The 19710-nt window shown below is 63.3% G+C and carries 20 protein-coding genes; 6 read left to right on the forward strand and 14 right to left on the reverse strand.

Annotated elements, in window-relative coordinates; genetic code table 11:
* Positions 1 to 99: 99 nt before the first annotated feature.
* Positions 100 to 1131: a LacI family DNA-binding transcriptional regulator gene (locus tag HX830_RS22190; protein ID WP_103498855.1), complete on the forward strand. Its 1032-nt coding sequence runs from the start codon at positions 100 to 102 to the stop codon at positions 1129 to 1131.
* A 51-nt stretch (positions 1132 to 1182) separates the two neighbouring features.
* Here the strand turns inward: HX830_RS22190 and HX830_RS22195 are convergent, their stop codons facing one another.
* Entirely contained in the window at positions 1183 to 1827 is a 645-nt protein-coding gene (locus HX830_RS22195) for a DUF998 domain-containing protein (protein WP_177102672.1), read from the reverse strand.
* A 169-nt stretch (positions 1828 to 1996) separates the two neighbouring features.
* Here HX830_RS22195 and HX830_RS22200 point away from each other — a divergent pair, with 169 nt between their 5' ends.
* On the forward strand, positions 1997 to 2731 hold the full coding sequence (locus tag HX830_RS22200; protein WP_103498857.1) for an NAD-dependent epimerase/dehydratase family protein: 735 nt from the start codon (positions 1997 to 1999) through the stop codon (positions 2729 to 2731).
* Between the two features lie 169 nt (positions 2732 to 2900).
* The gene (locus tag HX830_RS22205; protein WP_103498858.1) at positions 2901 to 3458 is read left to right on the forward strand and encodes a hypothetical protein; all 558 of its coding nucleotides are present in this window, start codon (positions 2901 to 2903) and stop codon (positions 3456 to 3458) included.
* Positions 3459 to 3638: 180 nt separating this feature from the next.
* On the opposite strand, the gene HX830_RS22210 is transcribed toward HX830_RS22205, so the two are convergent.
* Positions 3639 to 4505, reverse strand: a complete 867-nt coding sequence (locus HX830_RS22210) for a LysR family transcriptional regulator (RefSeq protein ID WP_177102674.1) — start codon at positions 4503 to 4505, stop codon at positions 3639 to 3641.
* A gap of 128 nt (positions 4506 to 4633) precedes the next feature.
* On the opposite strand from HX830_RS22210, the gene gstA reads away from it, so the two are divergent.
* Positions 4634 to 5239, forward strand: a complete 606-nt coding sequence (gstA, locus tag HX830_RS22215; protein WP_177102823.1) for a glutathione transferase GstA — start codon at positions 4634 to 4636, stop codon at positions 5237 to 5239.
* Between the two features lie 4 nt (positions 5240 to 5243).
* Here the strand turns inward: gstA and HX830_RS22220 are convergent, their stop codons facing one another.
* From HX830_RS22220 to HX830_RS22260, 9 genes are all read right to left on the reverse strand, one after another.
* Positions 5244 to 6728 carry an HAL/PAL/TAL family ammonia-lyase gene (locus HX830_RS22220; RefSeq protein WP_177102676.1) on the reverse strand — a complete coding sequence of 495 codons (1485 nt, stop codon included), beginning with the start codon at positions 6726 to 6728 and terminating at the stop codon, positions 5244 to 5246.
* A complete protein-coding gene (locus HX830_RS22225) occupies positions 6725 to 7729 on the reverse strand; it encodes an ornithine cyclodeaminase family protein (RefSeq protein WP_177102678.1) in 1005 nt (334 codons plus the stop codon). Before HX830_RS22225 ends, HX830_RS22220 begins: the two co-directional genes overlap by 4 nt.
* A 22-nt stretch (positions 7730 to 7751) precedes the next feature.
* Positions 7752 to 8684 (reverse strand): aliphatic sulfonate ABC transporter substrate-binding protein, encoded by a 933-nt coding sequence (locus tag HX830_RS22230; protein WP_103498862.1) that lies wholly within the window; start codon positions 8682 to 8684, stop codon positions 7752 to 7754.
* Positions 8684 to 9697, reverse strand: a complete 1014-nt coding sequence (locus tag HX830_RS22235) for an ABC transporter substrate-binding protein (RefSeq protein WP_177102680.1) — start codon at positions 9695 to 9697, stop codon at positions 8684 to 8686. Before HX830_RS22235 ends, HX830_RS22230 begins: the two co-directional genes overlap by 1 nt.
* 190 nt (positions 9698 to 9887) lie before the next feature.
* The gene (locus HX830_RS22240; protein ID WP_177102682.1) at positions 9888 to 12563 is read right to left on the reverse strand and encodes a TonB-dependent receptor plug domain-containing protein; all 2676 of its coding nucleotides are present in this window, start codon (positions 12561 to 12563) and stop codon (positions 9888 to 9890) included.
* 103 nt (positions 12564 to 12666) lie between these two features.
* Positions 12667 to 13623: a FecR family protein gene (locus HX830_RS22245; RefSeq protein ID WP_103497588.1), complete on the reverse strand. Its 957-nt coding sequence runs from the start codon at positions 13621 to 13623 to the stop codon at positions 12667 to 12669.
* 1 nt (position 13624) lies between these two features.
* Positions 13625 to 14134 (reverse strand): sigma-70 family RNA polymerase sigma factor, encoded by a 510-nt coding sequence (locus tag HX830_RS22250; protein WP_103497589.1) that lies wholly within the window; start codon positions 14132 to 14134, stop codon positions 13625 to 13627.
* Between the two features lie 119 nt (positions 14135 to 14253).
* Complete coding sequence (locus HX830_RS22255) at positions 14254 to 15045, reverse strand: phosphate/phosphite/phosphonate ABC transporter substrate-binding protein (RefSeq protein ID WP_177102684.1); 792 nt, start codon at positions 15043 to 15045, stop codon at positions 14254 to 14256.
* Positions 15046 to 15054: 9 nt separating this feature from the next.
* Entirely contained in the window at positions 15055 to 15996 is a 942-nt protein-coding gene (locus tag HX830_RS22260; RefSeq protein WP_177102687.1) for a fatty acid desaturase, read from the reverse strand.
* Positions 15997 to 16318: 322 nt separating this feature from the next.
* On the opposite strand from HX830_RS22260, the gene HX830_RS22265 reads away from it, so the two are divergent.
* Positions 16319 to 16756 carry a GNAT family N-acetyltransferase gene (locus HX830_RS22265; RefSeq protein ID WP_177102689.1) on the forward strand — a complete coding sequence of 146 codons (438 nt, stop codon included), beginning with the start codon at positions 16319 to 16321 and terminating at the stop codon, positions 16754 to 16756.
* Positions 16757 to 16815: 59 nt separating this feature from the next.
* Positions 16816 to 17652 carry a class I SAM-dependent methyltransferase gene (locus tag HX830_RS22270; RefSeq protein ID WP_177102691.1) on the forward strand — a complete coding sequence of 279 codons (837 nt, stop codon included), beginning with the start codon at positions 16816 to 16818 and terminating at the stop codon, positions 17650 to 17652.
* Positions 17653 to 17674: 22 nt separating this feature from the next.
* Here HX830_RS22270 and def read toward each other — a convergent pair whose 3' ends face one another.
* The 3 genes from def to HX830_RS22285 form a co-directional block, all read right to left on the reverse strand.
* Entirely contained in the window at positions 17675 to 18214 is a 540-nt protein-coding gene (def, locus tag HX830_RS22275; protein WP_103497594.1) for a peptide deformylase, read from the reverse strand.
* A gap of 2 nt (positions 18215 to 18216) precedes the next feature.
* Positions 18217 to 19161: a YihY/virulence factor BrkB family protein gene (locus tag HX830_RS22280; RefSeq protein ID WP_177102693.1), complete on the reverse strand. Its 945-nt coding sequence runs from the start codon at positions 19159 to 19161 to the stop codon at positions 18217 to 18219.
* Between the two features lie 186 nt (positions 19162 to 19347).
* Positions 19348 to 19539 carry a CsbD family protein gene (locus tag HX830_RS22285; protein WP_103497596.1) on the reverse strand — a complete coding sequence of 64 codons (192 nt, stop codon included), beginning with the start codon at positions 19537 to 19539 and terminating at the stop codon, positions 19348 to 19350.
* Positions 19540 to 19710: the final 171 nt, after the last annotated feature.

The following is a 19710-nucleotide window of genomic DNA, read 5'->3' on the forward strand; positions in this document are numbered from 1 at the left end:
CAGCATCCGACGCGATCAGGCCAACCGCGCTCGAACAATTGCAGGCTCGTCGAGACAGCGCTACCTTAGTGCCTTGAATTTTGTTTGGCAAGCCGTCCGATGACCTCCACCAAAACCGACAAGAATACCCGTACCACGGGACGCCCTACCCTTAGCGAAGTCGCGCGCCTGGCCGGCGTCAGTCCGATCACCGCGTCGCGGGCCCTGCGTGGCATCAGCAGTGTGGCCACGGACCTGGTGGAAAAGGTCCGACAGGCGGCGGAAGAACTGAACTACGTGGTCAACCCGGCCGCCCGCGCCCTGGCCTCGGCCCAGAGCCATTCGGTGGTGGTACTGGTGCCGTCGTTGTCCAACCTGCTGTTTATCGACACCCTCGAAGCCATTCACTCGGTGCTGCGCCCGCGGGGCTTCGAGGTCCTGATCGGCAACTATCACTATTCCCGCGACGAAGAAGAAAACCTGCTGCGCAACTACATGTCCTACCAGCCACGGGGCTTGTTGCTGACCGGTTTCGACCGTTCGGAAAGCGCGCGGCGGATGATCGAAGCGAGCAACGTGCCCTGCGTCTACATGATGGACCTGGACCCCGGCGCCGGGGTGAACTGCGTCGGCTTCTCGCAACAGAACGCCGGCGCCACCGTGGCCGAGCACCTGATCTCCCGTGGTCGCAAGCACCTGGCCTATATCGGCGCGCAACTGGACCAGCGCACGCTCCTGCGCGGCGAAGGCTTTCGCCAGGCGCTGCAGGCGGCCGGGCTGTACCACCCGGACCTGGAACTGCTGACCCCGCGCCCCTCGTCGGTGGGCCTGGGCGGCGAACTGTTCCTGCAACTGATGCAGAGCCATCCGCAGGTCGACGGGATCTTCTTCGGCAACGACGACCTGGCCCAGGGCGCCCTGCTGGAGGCCATACGCTGTGGTATCAAGGTTCCGGAGCAGGTCGCGGTGGTGGGCTTCAACGACCTGCCCGGCTCGGCCTTCATGGTCCCGCGCCTGAGCAGCATCCGCACACCCCGGGAGGCCATCGGCCGGCGGGCGGCGGAACAGATGCTGAGCTTGATGGCCGGCAACCCGGTGGCCCAGCCGGTGCAGGATATGGGCTTTGAACTGATGGTGCGCGAGAGCAGTTGAAAGGGCACCGGTACAGAAATCAATCCCCTGCCCAGCGAGGATTGAGCGGCATCAGACCTGATCGGTGCGACGCTTTTCCCTGACCAGCAGCAACGCGGCAAACACCCCGATCCAGACCACCGAAGCGCCGTAGTTCAAGCGCTGGTACAGACCAAAACCCTCGCCAGCCGCCACCGCCAGCCCCATCAACGGCAAGGCCGCCACGGCCACCAGGGTGCACGCCAGGGAAAACCAGGCGAAGGCTTTCGAGCCCAGCAGGCGCGCGGCGAGATACACCCACAGGGCGTTGGCGATCACCAGGGTCAGAAACATCATCAGCCACGCGCTGTTATGCACGGTCTGGCTGAAGGACGGGTGCTGCAACCCACAGCCGGCGTCGCAGGAAAAGTAACCGGTAAACAGGCTGGCGATGCCGTGCAGCGCAATCAGCACCCCACTGATCTGCGCCAGGCCGCGCCCTTCGAAACAGGCAAAGACCGTCACGCCAAAGGCAAAGAACAACAGCCCCAACGGCAGGTTGTTGATCAACGGCGACAACTCGTGGGTCGGTGCGCCCAGCGCACCCAGTTCACTCATGGCCTGGTTGAGATGGCTGTAACCCGGATACAGCGCTCCGGCCAGGGCCAGCGCGACGAGTAACCAGAAGGGCGTCAACAATCCGGCCACACAGCCGAATTTACGCAATGCCTTGTGCATCTAGCGGGGACCTCAGGGGGTTGGATGAAAGCGACAGGCCACTATCCTAAAACGCCACGCGAACCCTGAGCCAGAGATTTATTGACCAGACAGACTGGTGGCCATGGTCTACCTTTAATCGTCACATAACCTTCATATTAAGGTCAGAAAACCTACACGGAAGTTGTATATGAACCTACTCAAGGTATTGCTGACCGGGGCCTGCGGTCGTATCGGCAAGACGTTTTTCCAGGCGACGCAACACCAATACGACTTTGTTCTCGCCGACCGCCACCATCCGGACTTTGCCATCGGCGAGCACCGCTTTGTCCGCCTGGACATGGCTGAGAAGGAAGAACTCGCGGCCCTGGTCGATGGTATCGACGTGGTGGTGCACCTGGCGGGTATTCCTTTTGCCGACTCCTCCTTCGAGGAACTGCTGCCGAACAATATCCTGGCCACCACCTACCTGCTGGAGGCCGCCGCAAACGCCCAGTGCAAACGCGTGGTGTTCGCCAGCAGCGCCCAGACCATCGAGGGTTATCCGGTGGACCGGCAGATCACCCCGGGCATGCCGGTGATGCCGGCCAATCTGTACGGGGTGAGCAAATGTTATGGCGAAGCGCTGTGTGCGTTCTATTCGGCACGGCACGGCTTATCGACCATTGTCCTGCGCATCGGCGCCTTCGAGTTTCCCGACGATCATGACCTGCGCAACGCCCGCGACCTGAGTGCCTGGCTCAGCCCACGCGACGCCGTGCAGTTGTTGCAGAAGGCCATCGAGGTCAAAGGCGTGCAACACCTGGTGGCCCACGGTATTTCCAACAACCGCTTCAAGCGCCTGGACCTGAGCGAGACCGTCCGGGTACTGGGTTATCAACCGGTGGACGACGCGTTCCGCGAGTTCGACCTGCCGATCCGCTGAAGCCGCAAGCGCACTGCCGGGAGCGGCAACCCAGGCGGCAAGGTGCCTCCGCCTGCCGCCGCCTTTTTGCCCGGCATGTATCCGTCAGGCTTTGATAAACCAGGGTTTGTACCAACAGGCATACAAATTGCTCGCACGGATCATGTTCCCTCATTCAGGGGTTTATCCCATGTTGATCAATGCCCGTTATAACCCAGTGGTTCAGCCCAGCCATCGCACGGACCAGGACCCGACCACCGCTGCCGCCAACGCGCTGTCCAGTGGTTTTATCCAGAATGCCCAGGCGGCCAGTGCAGCCAGCACCGTCCCCGGCACCCAGAACGCCGCGGACCAGATCGCCGACAACGTCAATGCGGCCTTCGCCAAGACCCGTGTGCAGTTGCAGGCGGCAGTGCCGACCGTCGCGCTTCCGGCGACCCTGACCGCCACCGCACCGACGACCCGCACGGCCCCGCCTGCCGCCGCGAGCAACGACAGCGACGCGATGAAGGCCTTCAAGGACTACATGAGCAAGCCGGTGGCCCAACGCATCCGTGATCAGATACTCAAGGAAGAGGGACTGACCGAGGACGACCTGAAAAGCATGTCGCCGGAAAAACAGAAAGGCATCGAAGACAAGATTGCCGAGCGCATGAAGATGGAGTTCAACGCGAAGACCGCGGACAACAAGGCCAACCCTGCCGACCAGCAGGCGGCCGGAGCCTTCCTGGCCACCGCCAGCCAGTAAACCGACCGGCACGGTTCCCAGATTCAGTGGGAGCCGGCTTGCCGGCGATGACAGCCCAAGCACCGCAGGGTGTCAGGCTTGCCGCGTTATCGCTGACGTCCAGCCGGCAAGCCGGCTCCTGCAAAAACCAGTGGCCAGCAACCAACTGTTGCCAGCTTATTCGATACCGATCCCCGTAGATCAGCGCAACATTTCGAACAAGGCCTGTACCGCCGCCGAGCGAGCCCCCACGGCCGACGGCAGCAAGCCGAAGCGTCGTTCGATCGGCACCTCCAGGCGCAACACCCGCAGGCCCTTGCGCTCGGCAGGCAGGGCCAGTTCGGGAACCAGCGTCACGCCGAGGTTTTCCCGCACCAGGGTGTAGGCGCTGCTCCACTCACGGACCTCGACGCGAATATCCTGCAGCGACAGGCCGATTTCGCCGGCAATGCTCCGGGCGTTGACCGCGCAACCGCCGGTCGCCAGTACAAAGGGTTCTGCGACCAACTCGGCCAGGCTCACGCAGCCATCGGCGCCCCTGGCGGCCAGTCGATGGGCCATGGGAACCACCGCGACCCAGGTGTCGTGCCCCAGCTCCAGAGCGCCACTTTCGATGTCGGGGTTGAGCACCACGCCGACATCCACGGTGTCATTGGCGAGCATGGCCTGCACTTCATGGTCGCTGACCTCCAGCGCCACCACTTCGATACCGGGATGGCGCTGGCGGAACTGACGCAACAGCGGTGGCAGCAAGGAGCCCAGGATCATCGGAAAACTCGCCAGGCGAATACTGCCACCGACCAGTCCTTTCTCGCTGTCGACCAACTGGCGAATGTTTTCCAGAGCCGCAAGCATCACCCGCGCCTGGGCCAGGACCTGTTGGCCGATGGCGGTGGGCAATGACTCGCGGGCATGGCGGGTGAACAGCTGGACGCCGAGGATCTGCTCCATCGCCGCCAGCGCCTGGCTGGCCGCCGATTGGGTCATGCCAACCTGTTCGGCGGCCCGGGTCAGGGTGCCGGTATCGAGTACCGCTACCAGTAAACGCCAATGCAGCAGATTCATCATGACAGTAGCTGACCTTATGGCTGGTTTCTCAAGAATTAATTTTACCCAGGTCAGGGCGCCATATGACACTGCCGCTCGCCAAGGCCGTCAAGGCTGAACACAGTTCCTATTCAGGGAGTCTCATTGTCATGAAGCTGTACTACGTCCCAAACACCTGCTCGCTGTCACCGCATATTGTCCTGCGCGAGCTGGGCCTGCCCTTCGAACTGGTACGGGTCGACAACCAGAGCAAAGTCACCGAGCACGGAGAGGACTTCCTCAAGATCAATCCCAAGGGTTATGTGGCCGCCCTTCAATTGGACAATGGCCAGGTGCTCACCGAAGGCGTGGCCATCGTGCAGTTTCTCGCGGATCTCAAGCCCGAGGCCGAACTGGCACCGCTCAATGGCAGCTGGGAGCGCTCACGTTTGCAGGAAGCACTGAACTTCATTTCCGGCGAAGTGCATGGCGGGATGGGGCCATTGTTCAACAGTGCGATACCGGATGAAGTGAAGGCGATTTTCCGGGAGAAGCTGTACAAGCGTTTCGCCTTGCTGAGCACGACGCTGGAGCAGCGCGACTACCTGCTGGGCGAGCACTTCAGCGTGGCCGATGCCTACCTGTTCACCGTGCTGCGCTGGACGGCCTTCCTTGGCCTGGACCTGGGACCGTGGCCGGCACTGCAACGATTCATGGCCAGGATCGATCAGCGCCCGGCGGTGATCGCTGCGCTGGCGGTAGAACTGGCGGCCTGAGTCATCAGGTGATCCCCCGCGTCTCGATCAATCCCAGCAACGCCTCGACATCCCAGGCAGTTGGGCGATCATGGTCGAGCCGCGCCACCTGACTGCGCACTGCCCGGTAGATCGCCCCACTGCCCTCCCCCAGACGCAATGCGCCGCGCAGGTCCACCGCCTGCGCCGCGACAATCAGCTCGATGGCCGCCAGCGTGGTCAGGTGCCGTGTCAGCTCACGGGTTTTCTCGATCACCGCCAGTGCCTGTCCGGCGTAATCCTCCACCCGATCCGCCACCGCAATGCTCACCGCCGGCAACGGATTGGCCAGATGGCCGATCTTCGCCACCAACGCCGACGCCGTGCGCTGCAAGGCCGCCAGGCCCACATGCCCCGGTTGCTCGATCAAAAAGCGCGGCAGTTCGCTGGAGCCCGGCGACAGCAGCTTGGCCATGCGCTCCGCCGAACAGGCCGCCAGCCGACTGAAGGCCAGGCCCAGTCCCTCCCCGGCCAAGGCCAGGTGGGTACTGTCGAAATTGGCATTGGCCAACACACTCTGCGCCTCGACGATCAAGGCCGGGTTGTCCGCGCCACTCGCCAACTCCAGCGCCACGGTATCGCGCAACTGCTGCCACGCCTGAAGCGCCGAGCCCTGGACCACGGTTGCACAGCGAAAACTCAAGGGGTCCTGCAAGCGCCTCGCCGCCCCTTCTTCATTCAGCTCGCCGGCGGCCAGCAACGCCAGCAAGGCCGCCGAGGCTTCGCTCTGCCCCGCCGCCGGACGCAAACGCGACGCCCAGGGCTGGAACGGACTGAGGTTGGCGCGATAGCCCTCGCAGGACAGCGCCAAGGCCGCCAGCAAAGTCTCCAGCGCCCGCTCAGCCTCAGCCACCAATAGGGCGCCCAATCCGATGCTGACAGCATTCGCCGAGACCAGCGCCAGACCGTCCTTGCCGATCAACCGGGCCGGCTCAAGCCCATTGCGCGAAAGCGCCTCGGCCGCCGACAAACGCTCGCCGCGCCAGCTCACCCCCCCCTGCCCAAGCAAGGCCAGGCTCAGATGGGCCAGCGGCGCCAGATCACTTTCGCCAATGGAGCCGGTCAACGGCACCTCGGGATAGATCCCGGCCTCAAGCAAGCTCAGCAACGCATCCGCCGTGGCCGGGGAAATCCCCGAGCGGCCCTGGGCCAATCCCGCCAGGCGCGAGCACAGAATCGCCCGCACCTCCTCGGCACTCGCCAGGCGTCCGACACCCACCGCGCGCCCCAGGGGAATAAGCTGCTGCAGCTGCCCATCATCCAGCGGCAAACGCACATCCACCGCCGCGCCGAGGCCGGTGGTCACGCCATAGATCGCCTCCCCGGCTTCGGCGCGAGACAGCAACAAGGCATGCCCGTCGGCGATCCGCTGGCGCGCGGCGGTACTGAAAACCAGCGGCGCGCCATCGCGTACCACCCGCAGCCAGTCCTCCAGCGCCAGACCTTGTCCGTCCAGCTCGACCGCCGTCATGCGAACCTCAATCGCTGGCCGATCCCCAGACGCGTCGCCTTCTGCAACAACGCATGCCCCAGGGCGATATCACTCAGACTCAGGCCCCGGTGCCAGAACAGAATGGTTTCCTCGGGGCTCTGCCGGGCGCTCTTCAAGCCCGCGACGATCTGCCCCAGCTCGGCGTGCAGGGTCTGCTCACTGAGCTTGCCCGCCTCCACATGAGCCCGCAGTGAACCGAACATGCCACCCTTGCACTGGCCCCAATCGTCCACCACCAGCTTGCTCATGATATCGGTCAGCGACAGCTCCACCGCGCTCATGGTGCCGTAGGGCACGACAAAGGCTCCGGGCTTGATCCACTCGGTACGCAACAGCGGTTGCGGCTGGTCCAGGCGCGAGGCCTCGACCACGATATCGGCACCGCGCACGGTGCTTTCCCAGTCATGGGTCACGGTGACCGGCTTGCCCAAGTCGCGGCGCAGTTTTTCGGCAAAGGCCTCGCGGCTTTCCTCGCGCCGCGAATGCACGCGGATCTCGTCGAAGTCGAACAGATGATCGAGCAGGCGCACATTCCAGTAGGCCGTGCCCCGCGCACCGATATGCCCGAGCACCTTGCTGCCGGGATTGGCCAGGTACTTGGCGCCGATGGCGGTGACCGCGCCGGTGCGCATATCGGTGATCGCCGAAGCATCGAGAATCGCCTTGGGCACCCCGGTGGCCGGGTCGAGCAGGTTGAGGATCGCCAGTTCCGACGGCAGCCCCTTGCGGTAGTTGTCGACGAAATCGCCGACCACCTTGACCCCGGCATAACCGATGTCGCCGCCCAGCACGCCGCGCAGCACATTGAAGTGGCCGTTGATGCCGCCACCCGGAATCAGGTGGGTACGCGGCTCGATCACCGCCTCTCCCCGCCCCTGGATGGCCAGGCTGGCTTCGATGGCGGCGAGGATTTCGTCGTTGCCCAGGTCCAGGGCGGCGATGTCCAGTCCGTTGAGAAAATCGATGTAGACAGGTTGCATGGAGTGGGTTTCCTCTGCGGGTTCAAGGGGCCTTGAAAACGATCCGGTCGACCTGGACCGCCTTGGGAATCAGGCCATTGGCGTAGAAACGGTCGGCGGTGCGTTGCTGGTCGAGCATCGTCGCCGGGTCGACCGCTTTGAGCGGTGCATGGGTGCGGTGGGCGAAGTAGCCCTCGATCACCCCGCGTTGCAGGCCGAGGACCCGGGTCATGCTGTCGATGGACGCCTGCGGCTCGTCGAACGACAGTTGCTGGGCCCCGCCGAAGGCCTTGAGCAACGGGCCGATAGCCTGCGGATACTGACGAGCAAAGGTGCCACTGGCGATATAGAAACTGCCACCGGAATTGAGCCCCTGGCCGTCGCTGAGCAAACGCGCCCGACCATCGATCAGCGCGGCCGAGTAGTAAGGGTCCCAGATCACCCAGGCATCGAGCTTGCCCTGCTCGAACGCGGCGCGGGCATCAGCCGGCGACAGGTAGACCAGGTTCACGTCACTGAGACTCAGGCCGGCCTTGACCAGGCTCTTGAGGAACAGATTGTGGGCGCTGGAGCCCTTGAGCAAGGCGACCCGCTTGCCCTTGAGATCGGCCAGTTGCCGCACCGGACTGTCCTTGGGCACGATGATCGCCTCGGTCTTGCCGTCGCTGGGCTCGACACCGATATACAGCAGGTCGATGCCGGCGACCTGGGCGAAAATCGGCGGAATATCACCGCTGTTGCCGATATCGACACTGCCGCCGTTGAGCGCCTCGATCAGTTGCGGACCGCCGGGAAACTCGATCCATTGCACCTGGGTGCCGGGCAACGCCTGCTCCAGCAGATGGTGCTCGCGGGCCAGGACCATGCTCACCGAACTCTTCTGGTAGCCGATCCGCACCGTGGCGGGATCGGCGGCCAGCAGCGGGCCGGCACTGGCCAGGCCCAAGCCCAGTAACAGGCATAACCGTTTGAACATCACAGGCTGCCACTCACACGTTGGGCCACTGCCGCGGGCACCCAGGCGTTCCAGACCTGTGGCTGCTCACGCAGGAAGGCTTCGGCGACCTGGCGTGGCGGCAGGCGTTTTTCACCCATCTCGGCCAGGGTACGGTTCAGCAGGTCGATGGGCAGGTCGACTTTGGCAAAGAACTCCACCAGATCCGGGTACTGCGCCTTGAACGGTGCGGACACACCAATCGCCAGGTGCGCCGGCATCGAGCGGGTACCACGGGGGTGCGGGTTGTTGCCGTCGGCCAGGGTCTTCCAGGCTTCGGCGTCGAACGGCGGCTCTTCCAGCTTGACCAGGTTGAAGCGGCCCAGCAGCGGGGTCGGCGACCAGTAGTAGAAGAGCACCGGCTTGCCGCGTTTGACCGAGGAGGCCACCTCCGCGTCCAGCGCCGCGCCGGAGCCGGTGCGGAAGTTGACGAAGCTGTCGCTCAGGCCATAGGCCTTGATTTTCTGGCTGTTGACGATCTCCGAGGTCCAGCCGGTCGGGCTGTTGAGGAAGCGTCCGCGAGACGGGTCCTCCGGGTCGCGGAACACGTCCTTGTAGCGTGGCAGGTCGGCCACCGATTTGAGCTCCGGTGCGAGTGGCTTGATGCCCCGTGCCGGATCGCCCTTGATCACGTATTCCGGCACCCACCAGCCTTCGGTGGCGCCCTTGACGGTGTCGCCGACGCCGAACACCTTGCCTTCGCTTTCGGCCTTGACCCAGGCCGGGCTGCGTCCGGCCCACTCTTCGCCGATGACCTGGATATCGTTTTTCGCCAGGGCGGCTTCCAGGCTCACGGTGCTGCCGGGCAGGGTATCGGTGGAGTAGCCGTAGCCTTTCTCGACGATCAGTCGCAGGACTTCGGTGATCAGGCTGCCGCTCTCCCAGGTGATGTCACCGAAGTGGATAGGGGCGTTCTTTTCGGCGGCGGGTGCCGGCTGGGCCAACAGGCTCAGGGCCAGTAGCGAGCCGCCGAACAGGGTCTTGATGGATTTCATGTTCACCTCGTGGTGGTTTGGTTTTCATGGTCAATCGTTGTGTTTCACGGGGACTCCCCCGTTGGAATACGAACCTGTAGGAGCTGGGCTTGCCCGCGAAGCTTTTAGCGATCTTGAGGGCCTCTTCGCGGGCAAGCCCTGCTCCTACAGGGATTGCGTTCCTCCAGGGAGGGATGTGTCGCCCTGAAAATCAGAAGTCGTAGCTCAGCCGTGTGTAGTAGAAGGCCCCCTCCGGTGCCGCCGGCGACAGGAAGCTGTATTGCTGCCCCGCCGTCTGGCGCAGTTGCGGGTTGAAGGTGTCCGGCTTGCTGTCGAACAGGTTGTTGGCGCCCACCGACAGCCGCAGCTGTTTGGTGAAGGCGTAGTTCACGTCCAGGTCGGTGGTCCATTGCGCCGAGAAGGTCTGGTCGTACTGCGCCGCGGCATCGCTGGTCGCATACTTGCGGTACTGGCCATAACGGGTCTCGTTCAGCGCCACGGTCCAGGCGCCGTAGCGATGCACCGCGCCGAACACCAGCTTGTCTTCCGGGTAGCCGTGTTCGAGGAAGCCCCGGGCTTCACGGGTCAGCACATCAAAGCCGTAGGGGTTGGAGTTGATCCGCTCGATCACGGTCTTGGCCTTGGTGTAGCCCGCCGACAAGTCCAGGCTGCCGAACTGCTGCAGGTCGAGGTTGTACTTGCCGACGATGTCGATACCCCGGGTGCGGGTGTCGGCGGCGTTGGTCATGAACTGCGCCCAGGTGTACTGGCCGTAGCCGGCGGCCTGGAGGATCTGCTCGGCCTGGGGCCCCGAGATACCGCCGCTGTAGAGCAGGCGATCGCGAATGCTGATCTGGTAGGCGTCGATGGTCAGCGAGGCCTGGTCGGTAGGACGCAGCACCAGGCCGAGGGAGAAGTTGGTGGATTTTTCCGGTTTCAGCGGCTGTGCGCCCAACGCCCGCGCCGCCGGGTTGTCGGCGGGCAGCATGCGGGTCAGCACCGGGTTGCCGTTGGAGTCGACGTTGGTGGTGGTGGTCCAGGAGGTGCCGATCTGGCCCAGGGTCGGGGCGCGATAGGCGTTGTTCACCGTGGCCCGCAGGCCGACCCGTGGGGTGAAGTCATAGCGCGCCGAGACCTTGCCGGTGGTGGCCGAACCGAAGTCCGAATAGTGCTCGGTACGCCCGGCCAGGCCGAACTGGAATTTGTCGGTGAGCTGGTTTTCCAGGCCGAAATACACCCCGCCGACATTGCGGCTGTAGGTTCCGGCGTCCTCCGGCGTCAGGCCAGAAGCCTGCACCGCGCCGACCTGGACACCGTTGATGCCACCGAAGGAGTAGGAATCGGCATCACCCGCCTCCAGGCGATAACGCTCGTTGCGATAGGCAACACCGGCGGAAACCGTCAGCGGATGTTTTGACCAATCCACATCCAGGTCCTTGGCGTAGTCCAGGGTCAGGTTGGTCTGTTCGTTGATCAGCGTGGCGACATTGAAGCGGGTCGGGCTGGCCGCGCCGAAGCTCGGGTTGACCGTGTCGAACGCGGTTTCGTCATGGGTATCGCGACCGTAGGTGGCGCTCAGGTCGAAGCGCCCCAGGCTCGCATCCTCGTAGCGCGAACCGACGGTCAGCGCGCCGTCTTCATAGCGATAGCGGTACTTGGGAATGGTGCCATTGGGGTAGATCGCCGCCACGTTGTTCGGGTTGCCCGCCAGCAACGGCGGCGTGTTGTTGACCGAGGTGTCCTGGCCGAAGGTGGCAAAGCTGTAGAGACGCCATTGATCGCTCAAGCCGATCTCGGCGTTGGCCGCCAGGTTGTACTTGTCGCGTCCGGCACCGCCCCAGCGTGGGTCCTGGGTCTGGCCGTTGGCCTGGTAGCTGTCGCCGATATCATCGGGTTTGTTGTTCAGGCTGTTGAAACTCAGGGTCAGGAAACCATCCCCCGGCAGGCCCACGCCATACCAGCCGTCTGCGGCCTTGGAGAAACCGTCGCCCTGGGCGAATTTTCCCAGTTGGGTATTGATCTGGCCGCCGCTGTCGCGCTCCTTGAGCACAATGTTGATCACCCCGGCGATGGCGTCGGAGCCGTATTGCGCCGAGGCGCCGTCGCGCAGCACTTCGACATGGTCGATGGCGCTGATCGGGATCATGTCCAGGTCCACCGGCTGCGCGCCCACGAAGGGCACGCCGCCGGAGATGTTCACCACCGCCGAGGCATGCCGGCGCTTGCCGTTGATCAGTACCAGGGTCTGGTCCGGGGCCAACCCGCGCAAGGACGCGCCCTTGGGATCCTGGCCACGGGTCGCACTCTGGTTCTGCGGAAAGTTGAAGGACGGCAGCAGTTGGAACAAGGCCTGGTTGAGGCTGGTGGCACCGGTCTGCTTGAGCTCCTCGGCGTTGATCACGTCCACCGGCGCGGTGCTGGTCAGGGCCGTGGCATCGCTGCGCCGTGTGCCGATGGCGACCACCCGGTCGAGGGTCGGCGCGGCGGCATCGCTGCTGCGCGCAGCGGCCTTGGCGGTGCTGGCAGCCTGGCTCGAAGCGGCGCCCTCCTTGATGATGAACGCGCCTTCGGGGCTGACCTGCAATTGCAGGCCGGTCCCGCGCAGGGCTTCGTTCACCGCCTGCTGGGCCGACAGGGAACCGTCCACCTGGGCCGACGAGTAGTTGCTCAGTTGCGGCGTGAAGGAAATCACCTGGCCGCTTTGCCGGCTGATATTGAGCAGCACCTCGTCCAGCGGACCGGGTGCGATGTGATATTCCTGCCGGGCTTCTTCGGCGCCGTAGGCACAGGTGAGAAACAGCCCGGCCAAGGGTGCGATGGCAAAACTGCGCAGTGAACGGCGTGCTGCTGTGTTGGTGTTGTACGGACGCAAAGTGATTCCCCCCATGGAATCGAACAGCGCTGCTCCCTCGGCAGCGCTTACGGGAGTGATGTGCAATGGCCGACGAAAAACTTGCAGACCCTTTGGTTATGGTCTTAGAACCAAGCGCCTAGGCCGGGCTCAAGGTCACCCACAGGTCGGTGTGCCGGGCGATACGAATCGGCAAGGTGCGGGCCAGGGTGTCGAGTACCTGCTGCGGGTTGTCCAGCCGGAACAGACCGCTGACCCGCAGTTGCGCGATGGCCGGGTCCAGTCTCAGCACACCCGGGCGATAAGGGCGCAAAGCCTCGATCACCTCGGACAGTGCCGCGTCGCGCACTTCCAGCAGTCCCTCGACCCAGGCCGTGGCCCCCATACGACTGGGCAGGATCGGGCCGAATCGATAGCGGTCGTAGGACACCTCGTGACCGCTCGGCAATTGCAGGTATTCGCCGGCGGGTCCGTGGATTTCCAGGGCACCGCTGAGCGCGACGACATGGCCGCTGCCGGCCCTTTCGCGCACCTGCAAGCGATTGCCATAGGCGTGCACCCGCGCCTGGGTGGTCTGCACGACAAAAGGCCGGGCCGCGTCATTGGCGACCTGCGCCAGCAGTTCACCGTCCAACAGCCGGAGTTGCCGCTGCCGGGGACTGAAATCGATATCGGCGGCGCTTTGCGCGTTGAGCTGCAAGCGGCTGCCATCCGGCAGCTCCAGGCTGCGGCGCTCGGCGGTGCCGGTGCGCAAGTCGGCGCTCAGTTCGGCCAGCGGCAGGCCGCCGTCACGGGCCAGGAGAGCGACACCGAGGATCACACCGACTCCGGCCAGCGCACCCTGCAAAACCTTGCGGCGGTTGGGCGGCGCGCTCAGGGTGCGTTGCAGCAATTGCGCATCGACGCCCTGGGCGATGGGAATGCGGAACACCCCGAGGCGGGTTTCCAGTTGGCTGCAAAGCTGCTCGCGACGCGGGTCCTGGCTGCGCCAGTGGCGGTAGGCGCGCTGGTCGGCGTCGCTGGCATGACCGGAATGCAGCAGGACGATCCAGCGGGTGACCTCTTCGATCAGCGGGTCTTGCGGCTCGCGGCTCATCTCAATCGCTCCTCGCGCGCAGGCAGCGGCTGATGGCCCGGGTCATGTAGTCGCTGACCGAGCGTTGGGAAATGCCCAGCTCGGCGGCGATCTCGGGATAGGTCAGGCCATTGACCTGGGACAGCAGGAAGGTGGCCTTGACCTTGTCCGGCAGACCGTCGAGCAGGCAGTCGATGTTTTCCAGGGCTTCGAGCATCTGGGCCAGGTCTTCAGGCGACGGCACTTCGACGTCGGGGGCCTGTTGCAAGGCATCGAGGTAGGCGCGCTCCAGGTCGCGGCGGCGCCAGAGCTGGTACATCAGGCGCTGGGCAATAGTGGTCAGCAGCGCCCGTGGCTGACGAATCGGCACGGCGTCGGGGGCCATCAGCAACTGGACGAAAGTGTCGGCGGCGATGTCTTCGGCGCTGGCGCTGGAATCCAGGTGGCGGCGCAAACGGGCGCACAGCCATGGGTAATGACTACGGAACAATCCGCCCACGTAATCGCGGTGAGGTGTGTCGGCGCCGGACATAGTGGCTCCAATTGAAGAGAGATGCGCTGTATGTCCGGTGGTCCGGTGGCAGGGATCCTACCAACACGGCTTATTCTTTAATAATACTTAAAAACTATTTTAATATTCTATTTGGCTATTTAATAAATTGACGCAAATCCCAGCGCCCGGGCCTCGTCCCGGTAATCCAGCAAGACCTGATAGTCCGCCTCGCTCGCCGGCAACACTTCACTCAAACCCAACGTCGCCGCGACATCGGGAAGTGCCTGCAGCGCCAGGTTCATCGCTGCCCGAATGCGTTCGATCTCCTCGACGCTCGACCCGGCATGGGTGATGTAAGGCAGGCACGGACTCAAGGCGCTACGCGCCACCACTCTCAATCCGGCCACCTCATGGGCTGCAAAACGTGCCAGGTAGGCGAAGGTCACACTGTCCACCGCCGCCAGGTCGGCCAGGCCCTCGCGCAACCAGCGCAGGCTTTCGCGGTGAGCGCCACTCTGCCCGACACTGGCGAAGAACCGACCGTCCTGATGCAGGGGTGCCAGGGCATGTCGCAGCAGGTTCATCCCGCTATTGGAGCCTTCGTCGTTGATCACGCCGCGGCTGTCGTAGAAGTCTTCCAGGGTACGACGGCCCTCGCTTTCACGACTCAGCAACAGACTGCAATGGTCACCGCCCGAGGCGTATTCCAGCTCATAACGCGGACGCCCGATCACCTTGACCTGACCGCGCAACAGGCTCATCAGCGGATACCCGCAGGTCTGGGTGAACAGCAGTTGTGGGGATAGCCAGAGCTGCATCAAGTCCAGATCCTGGGCAGAGCCCCGGCGCACACCGAGCTTTTCCACAATCCGCTCGATCCAGCGCTCGTTGGCCTCCCGCACTTCCTGCGGCGCCACATACATCAACAGTTCTGCATAACGGTGAGTCATGAATCGTCCTCAGGCAAACGGATGCCGTGGGCTATCGACGACTTGCAGCGCATGCCGTCGCGCCAGCTCGCCATAGCCTTTTACCAGGTAGCCACCACTGCGCGCCAACCAGGCGTCGCGTCGCGCGTAGTAGACCCGCGGCAGGAAATACCAGGGCAGTTTCGGCAGGTCGTGGTGCACCAGATGCAGGTTCAGATTGAGGAACAACCAACGCCAGGGCCAGCCCGCTTCGTTGAGCACCGTGCGTTGCTCCGGCAAGGTACTCGGGCGGTGTTCATAGAAAGACCGCAGCGCCCCCACCGACAGCGCCGGGACGCTGATCAGCAGCAAGTAATGCCAGACCGGGATCAGGCTGTAATGGGCGATAAACGCCAGCATCAACAAGGTCAGCGTGCCGTGGGTCAGCCACATCAGCCAGGCCTGGCGCTCGCCACGGCGCAGGCGCTGGCCTTCCTCCTTGACCAGGCCGAACAAGGCCAGTGGCGCTCCCAGCAGCAGGCGTCCCGGGACCGTCTTGTTCAAATAGTGCACGCTGCGTTGCAGAGCCGAGCGGCGCTGCCAATCCTGCTGACGGAAATAGCGGCTTTCCGGGTCGACACCGGGCAAGGTCAGGTCCTCGTCGCGGTGATGCAACAGGTGGCTGTCACGATAGAGGGTGTAGGGATACCAGACGGCGAACGGCGCATAACCCATCAGCTTGTTCAGCCAGACGAAACGGGTCGGATGACCGTGCAGCAATTCGTGCTGCACCGACATCCACAGCGTGACGATGGGAATCAGCAAGAGCGTGCTCGGCCACAGGCCGAGCCAGGGACTGGCCAGCAGCACGGCGAACCAGCTTGAATAGACACCGATCAGCAATAGCCAGGTCGGCCATTCGGTACGGCCGGTGAAGGTCTGTTTCAGGTGCAGGATTTCTTCGCGTTGGGCAACATCAAGATAATTGGGCATCGGTCGGCTTCACACAGGTTCAGCCGATGGATAAACCCCGGCTTTATCCCCTGATGTGGATTACCGGCGGAAAATCTTGCAGATCGATTGGTTATATCCTTAGATCCCTCAATGGCCGAGCACATCGACCTTCTTGACCTTCTTCGCCGCACGCTTTTCGTCGGCGCTCTTGGCGGGTTTCTTCTTGGTGGCTTTTTTTGAATCCATGCCCTTGCTCATGATGCGTACTCCAGATGGATGTAGACTCAGGTATACACCCATCCGAGCACTTCGGCTCTTTTATAATCCCGCGCCAGCCCCCCCTCCAGCGATAATAAATGCCATGCCCAATCCCGACTACGCCCCACTGCCGGAAGCGCTACGGCCACTGCTGAACAAGTTCTACCGCGCGCACAACTCGTCGATGCGTTCGGCCAGCGACGGACAGCCGTGGGTGGCGCGGCAAGGGGAGATCATCGGCGGGTTGTCGCTGACCCCGATTGCCCAGGGACATTGGCTTACCGGGCTGTTTGTCGCCCCATCACGACGCGGCCAGGGCATCGCCGCGCAATTGGTGCAACAGGCGCTCGGCAACTGCTGCGGCCCGGTCTGGCTGTTCTGCCATCCCGAACTGCGCGGGTTCTATGAACGCCTGGGTTTCCGCGGCGACCCGACCCTGCCCCAGCCGCTGGCGGAGCGTCTGGCGCGCTACTCACGCAGCAAGCCGATGATTGCCCTGGGTATAGAACCGTTGGTGAGGTCGACTGCGCAAAATGTGTGATCGGCGGTGCATTTGCCCGTGCTAGCCTCCAACCCACACTCGTTTTTACCAGGATGATCATGAAACGCACGCTCGTGGCTTTATCCTTGACCGCCCTTCTCGCCCCTCTCGCCAGCCAGGCCGCCACCGCCAATAGCGCCATCACCGACGCACAATACGCCAAGGTTCTCGCAGGCCCGTGGCGAGCGCCGGAAAACAGCGCTCGCGACGGCTACCGCCATCCCCAACAAACCTTGCAGTTCTTCGGTTTGCAGGCCAACCAGACGGTGATCGAAATCACCCCCGGCGGTGGCTGGTACAGCGAAGTGCTCGCGCCGCTGCTCAAGGACCACGGCCATTACATTGCGGCCGTGCAGGCGCCCGCGACCAGTGAGTTCGCCAAACGCTCGGCCGACAACCTGAAGCAGAAATTCGCCAAGGACCCGAGCCACTACGCCAAGGCCGGCGTGGTCGAGTTCGATCCCCAGGCACCGGTGTTCGGCAAGCCTGGCTCGGCGGACCGCGTGCTGACCTTCCGCAATGTGCACAACTGGGTCATGGCCGATGACGCCCCGGCGATGTTCAGCGCCTTCTTCAAGGTACTGAAGCCGGGCGGCGTGCTTGGTGTGGTGGATCACCGGGCCAAGGACGGCGCGGACCTGGCCAGTATCAAGCAAAGCGGCTACCTGCCCACCGCCTACGTGGTGAAACTGGCCACCGATGCCGGCTTCGCACTGGAAGGCCAGAGCGAAATCAACGCCAACCCCAAGGACACCAAGGACTACCCCGGCGGCGTCTGGACCTTGCCGCCGTCGCTGAGGCTGGGTGACCAGGACCGGGCCAAGTATGTGGCCATCGGCGAATCGGACCGCCTGACCCTGCGCTTCGTCAAACCCGGCAAGGTGGCGGCCCAGTAAGGGAAACTGGAAACTTCGGCGGTCAATCGTCCGCCGTCGGGTCCAGGTCGGGGAACAGCACTTCGGTGAAACCGAATTTGCTGAAGTCGCTGATCCGCGACGGGTATAGGCGGCCGATCAGGTGGTCGCATTCGTGTTGCACCACACGGGCGTGGAAGCCCTCGGCGATCCGCACCAGCGGTTCGCCATTGGGCGTGAAGCCTTCGTAGCGGATACGCGAGTAGCGGTCCACCGCGCCGCGCAGGCCCGGTACCGAAAGGCAACCTTCAAAGCCTTCTTCCAGCTGCGGCCCCAGGGGCGTGATCAGCGGGTTGATCAGGATGGTCTGCGGCACCGCCTCGGCGTCCGGATAACGTTCGCTATGCTCGAAACCGAAGATCACCAGTTGCAGGTCGACGCCGATCTGCGGCGCGGCCAGGCCGACGCCACCGACGTGCTCCATGGTCTGGAACATATCGTCGATCAGCTCCCACAGCTCCTTGCTGTTGAACAATTCCGGCGGCACCGGCGGAGCGATACGCAGCAGGCGCTCATCGCCCATTTTCAGGATTTCACGGATCATGATCAGGTTTCGTCAATAGTCGGCTTGAGGGAGTGGTCCCGCCCCAATCCGGAGATAGGCAGGGTGTCGTCATGCTCGTGGAAGTCCTTTTCGCCAGGATTCTTGCCTTCGGACGACATGTGTTCGATCACCGCATTCATTTCAGCCCCCAGCAACAGGACCGCCGCGGAAATATAGAAGTACAGCAGCAGGACGATGATCGCCCCGATACTGCCATACATTGCGTTGTAGTCGGCGAAGGTTTTCACGTAATAGCCGAAGCCCAGGGACGCGACGATCCAGACCACCACCGCGAGCACCGAGCCCGGGGTGATAAAGCGGAATTTCTGCTTCACGTCCGGCATCACGTAGTACATCAGGGCCACGGCGAACATCAGCAGCAGCACCACCACCGGCCAGCGCAGCCAGGTCCAGAGCGTGACCACGTACTCCTGCATGCCGATCTGCGCCGCCAGCCAGCTCATCACCTGCGGCCCGAGCACCATCAGCGCGGCGGCGGCCAGCAGCATCACGGCGATGCCGACGGTGTAGAAGATCGACAGCGGAAAACGCTTCCAGATCGGCCGTCCCTCGAGCACGTCGTAGGCGGCGTTCATCGCGCTCATCATCAGGCGCACGCCGGCCGAGGCGGTCCACAGGGCAATGACGATACCCACCGAGAGCAGGCCGCCCTTGGATTGCTGCAACTGGTCGATCACCGGGTTGACCTGGTCCAGGGCCTGGGGCGGCAACACCAGCTCCGACTGCAGGCGCAGCCAGGTGAAAAAGTCCGGCAGGTGCAGGAAACCGATCAGGGCGATCAGGAACAACAGGAAGGGAAACAGCGAAAACAGCATCTGGTAGGCCAGTGCCGAGGCATAGGTCGACATTTCGTCGGCGACGAATTCTGTGACCGTGCGCATCATCACGCGATGCAGGGGCAGGTCGCGCAACTCAGGGAAAATCATAGCGTCTCCTTTCGCCGCAAATAAAGGTAGCGAGTCAAGGCGACTCAAAGGGGTTCCACTACAGCTCTTTCTAACCCAAAGCAACGCGGTTGGCGACCCTCAAAACATTTCTCGATCTTAACCAGTGTAGCCGCCACGCGAAAACGGCCATCCTGGGATGGCCGCATGGTCCGTGCCCGCGAAGGGTCAGGCCCGGTCGACGCCTTTCTTGATGGCGTCCTTGGCTTTTCCTACAGCTTTCTGGACATCGCCCTTGAGTTCCTGGGCCTTGCCTTCGGCGCGCATCTGGTTGTTGCCGGTGGCCTTGCCGACGGCTTGCTTGACGTTACCCACCGCTTCGTTCGCCGTGCCTTTGATTTTATCGCTGGTGCTGCTCATGATATTTCTCCAATAAGAAATGCGGGTGTCATGTCTCGACATAAGGTTGACCCGGGGCCTGCGCGCGGAGTTTCATTTATTTTCAGTCGGTGTTTGCCCACGGCTTTTCATCGAAGAATTCAGGTTTGGCTTTATGTTTGCCCGCCAACCCCTGAGAATGCGCGCCAGATT

The sequence above is a fragment of the Pseudomonas gingeri genome (assembly GCF_013385425.1).
Lineage (GTDB): Bacteria > Pseudomonadota > Gammaproteobacteria > Pseudomonadales > Pseudomonadaceae > Aquipseudomonas > Aquipseudomonas gingeri_D.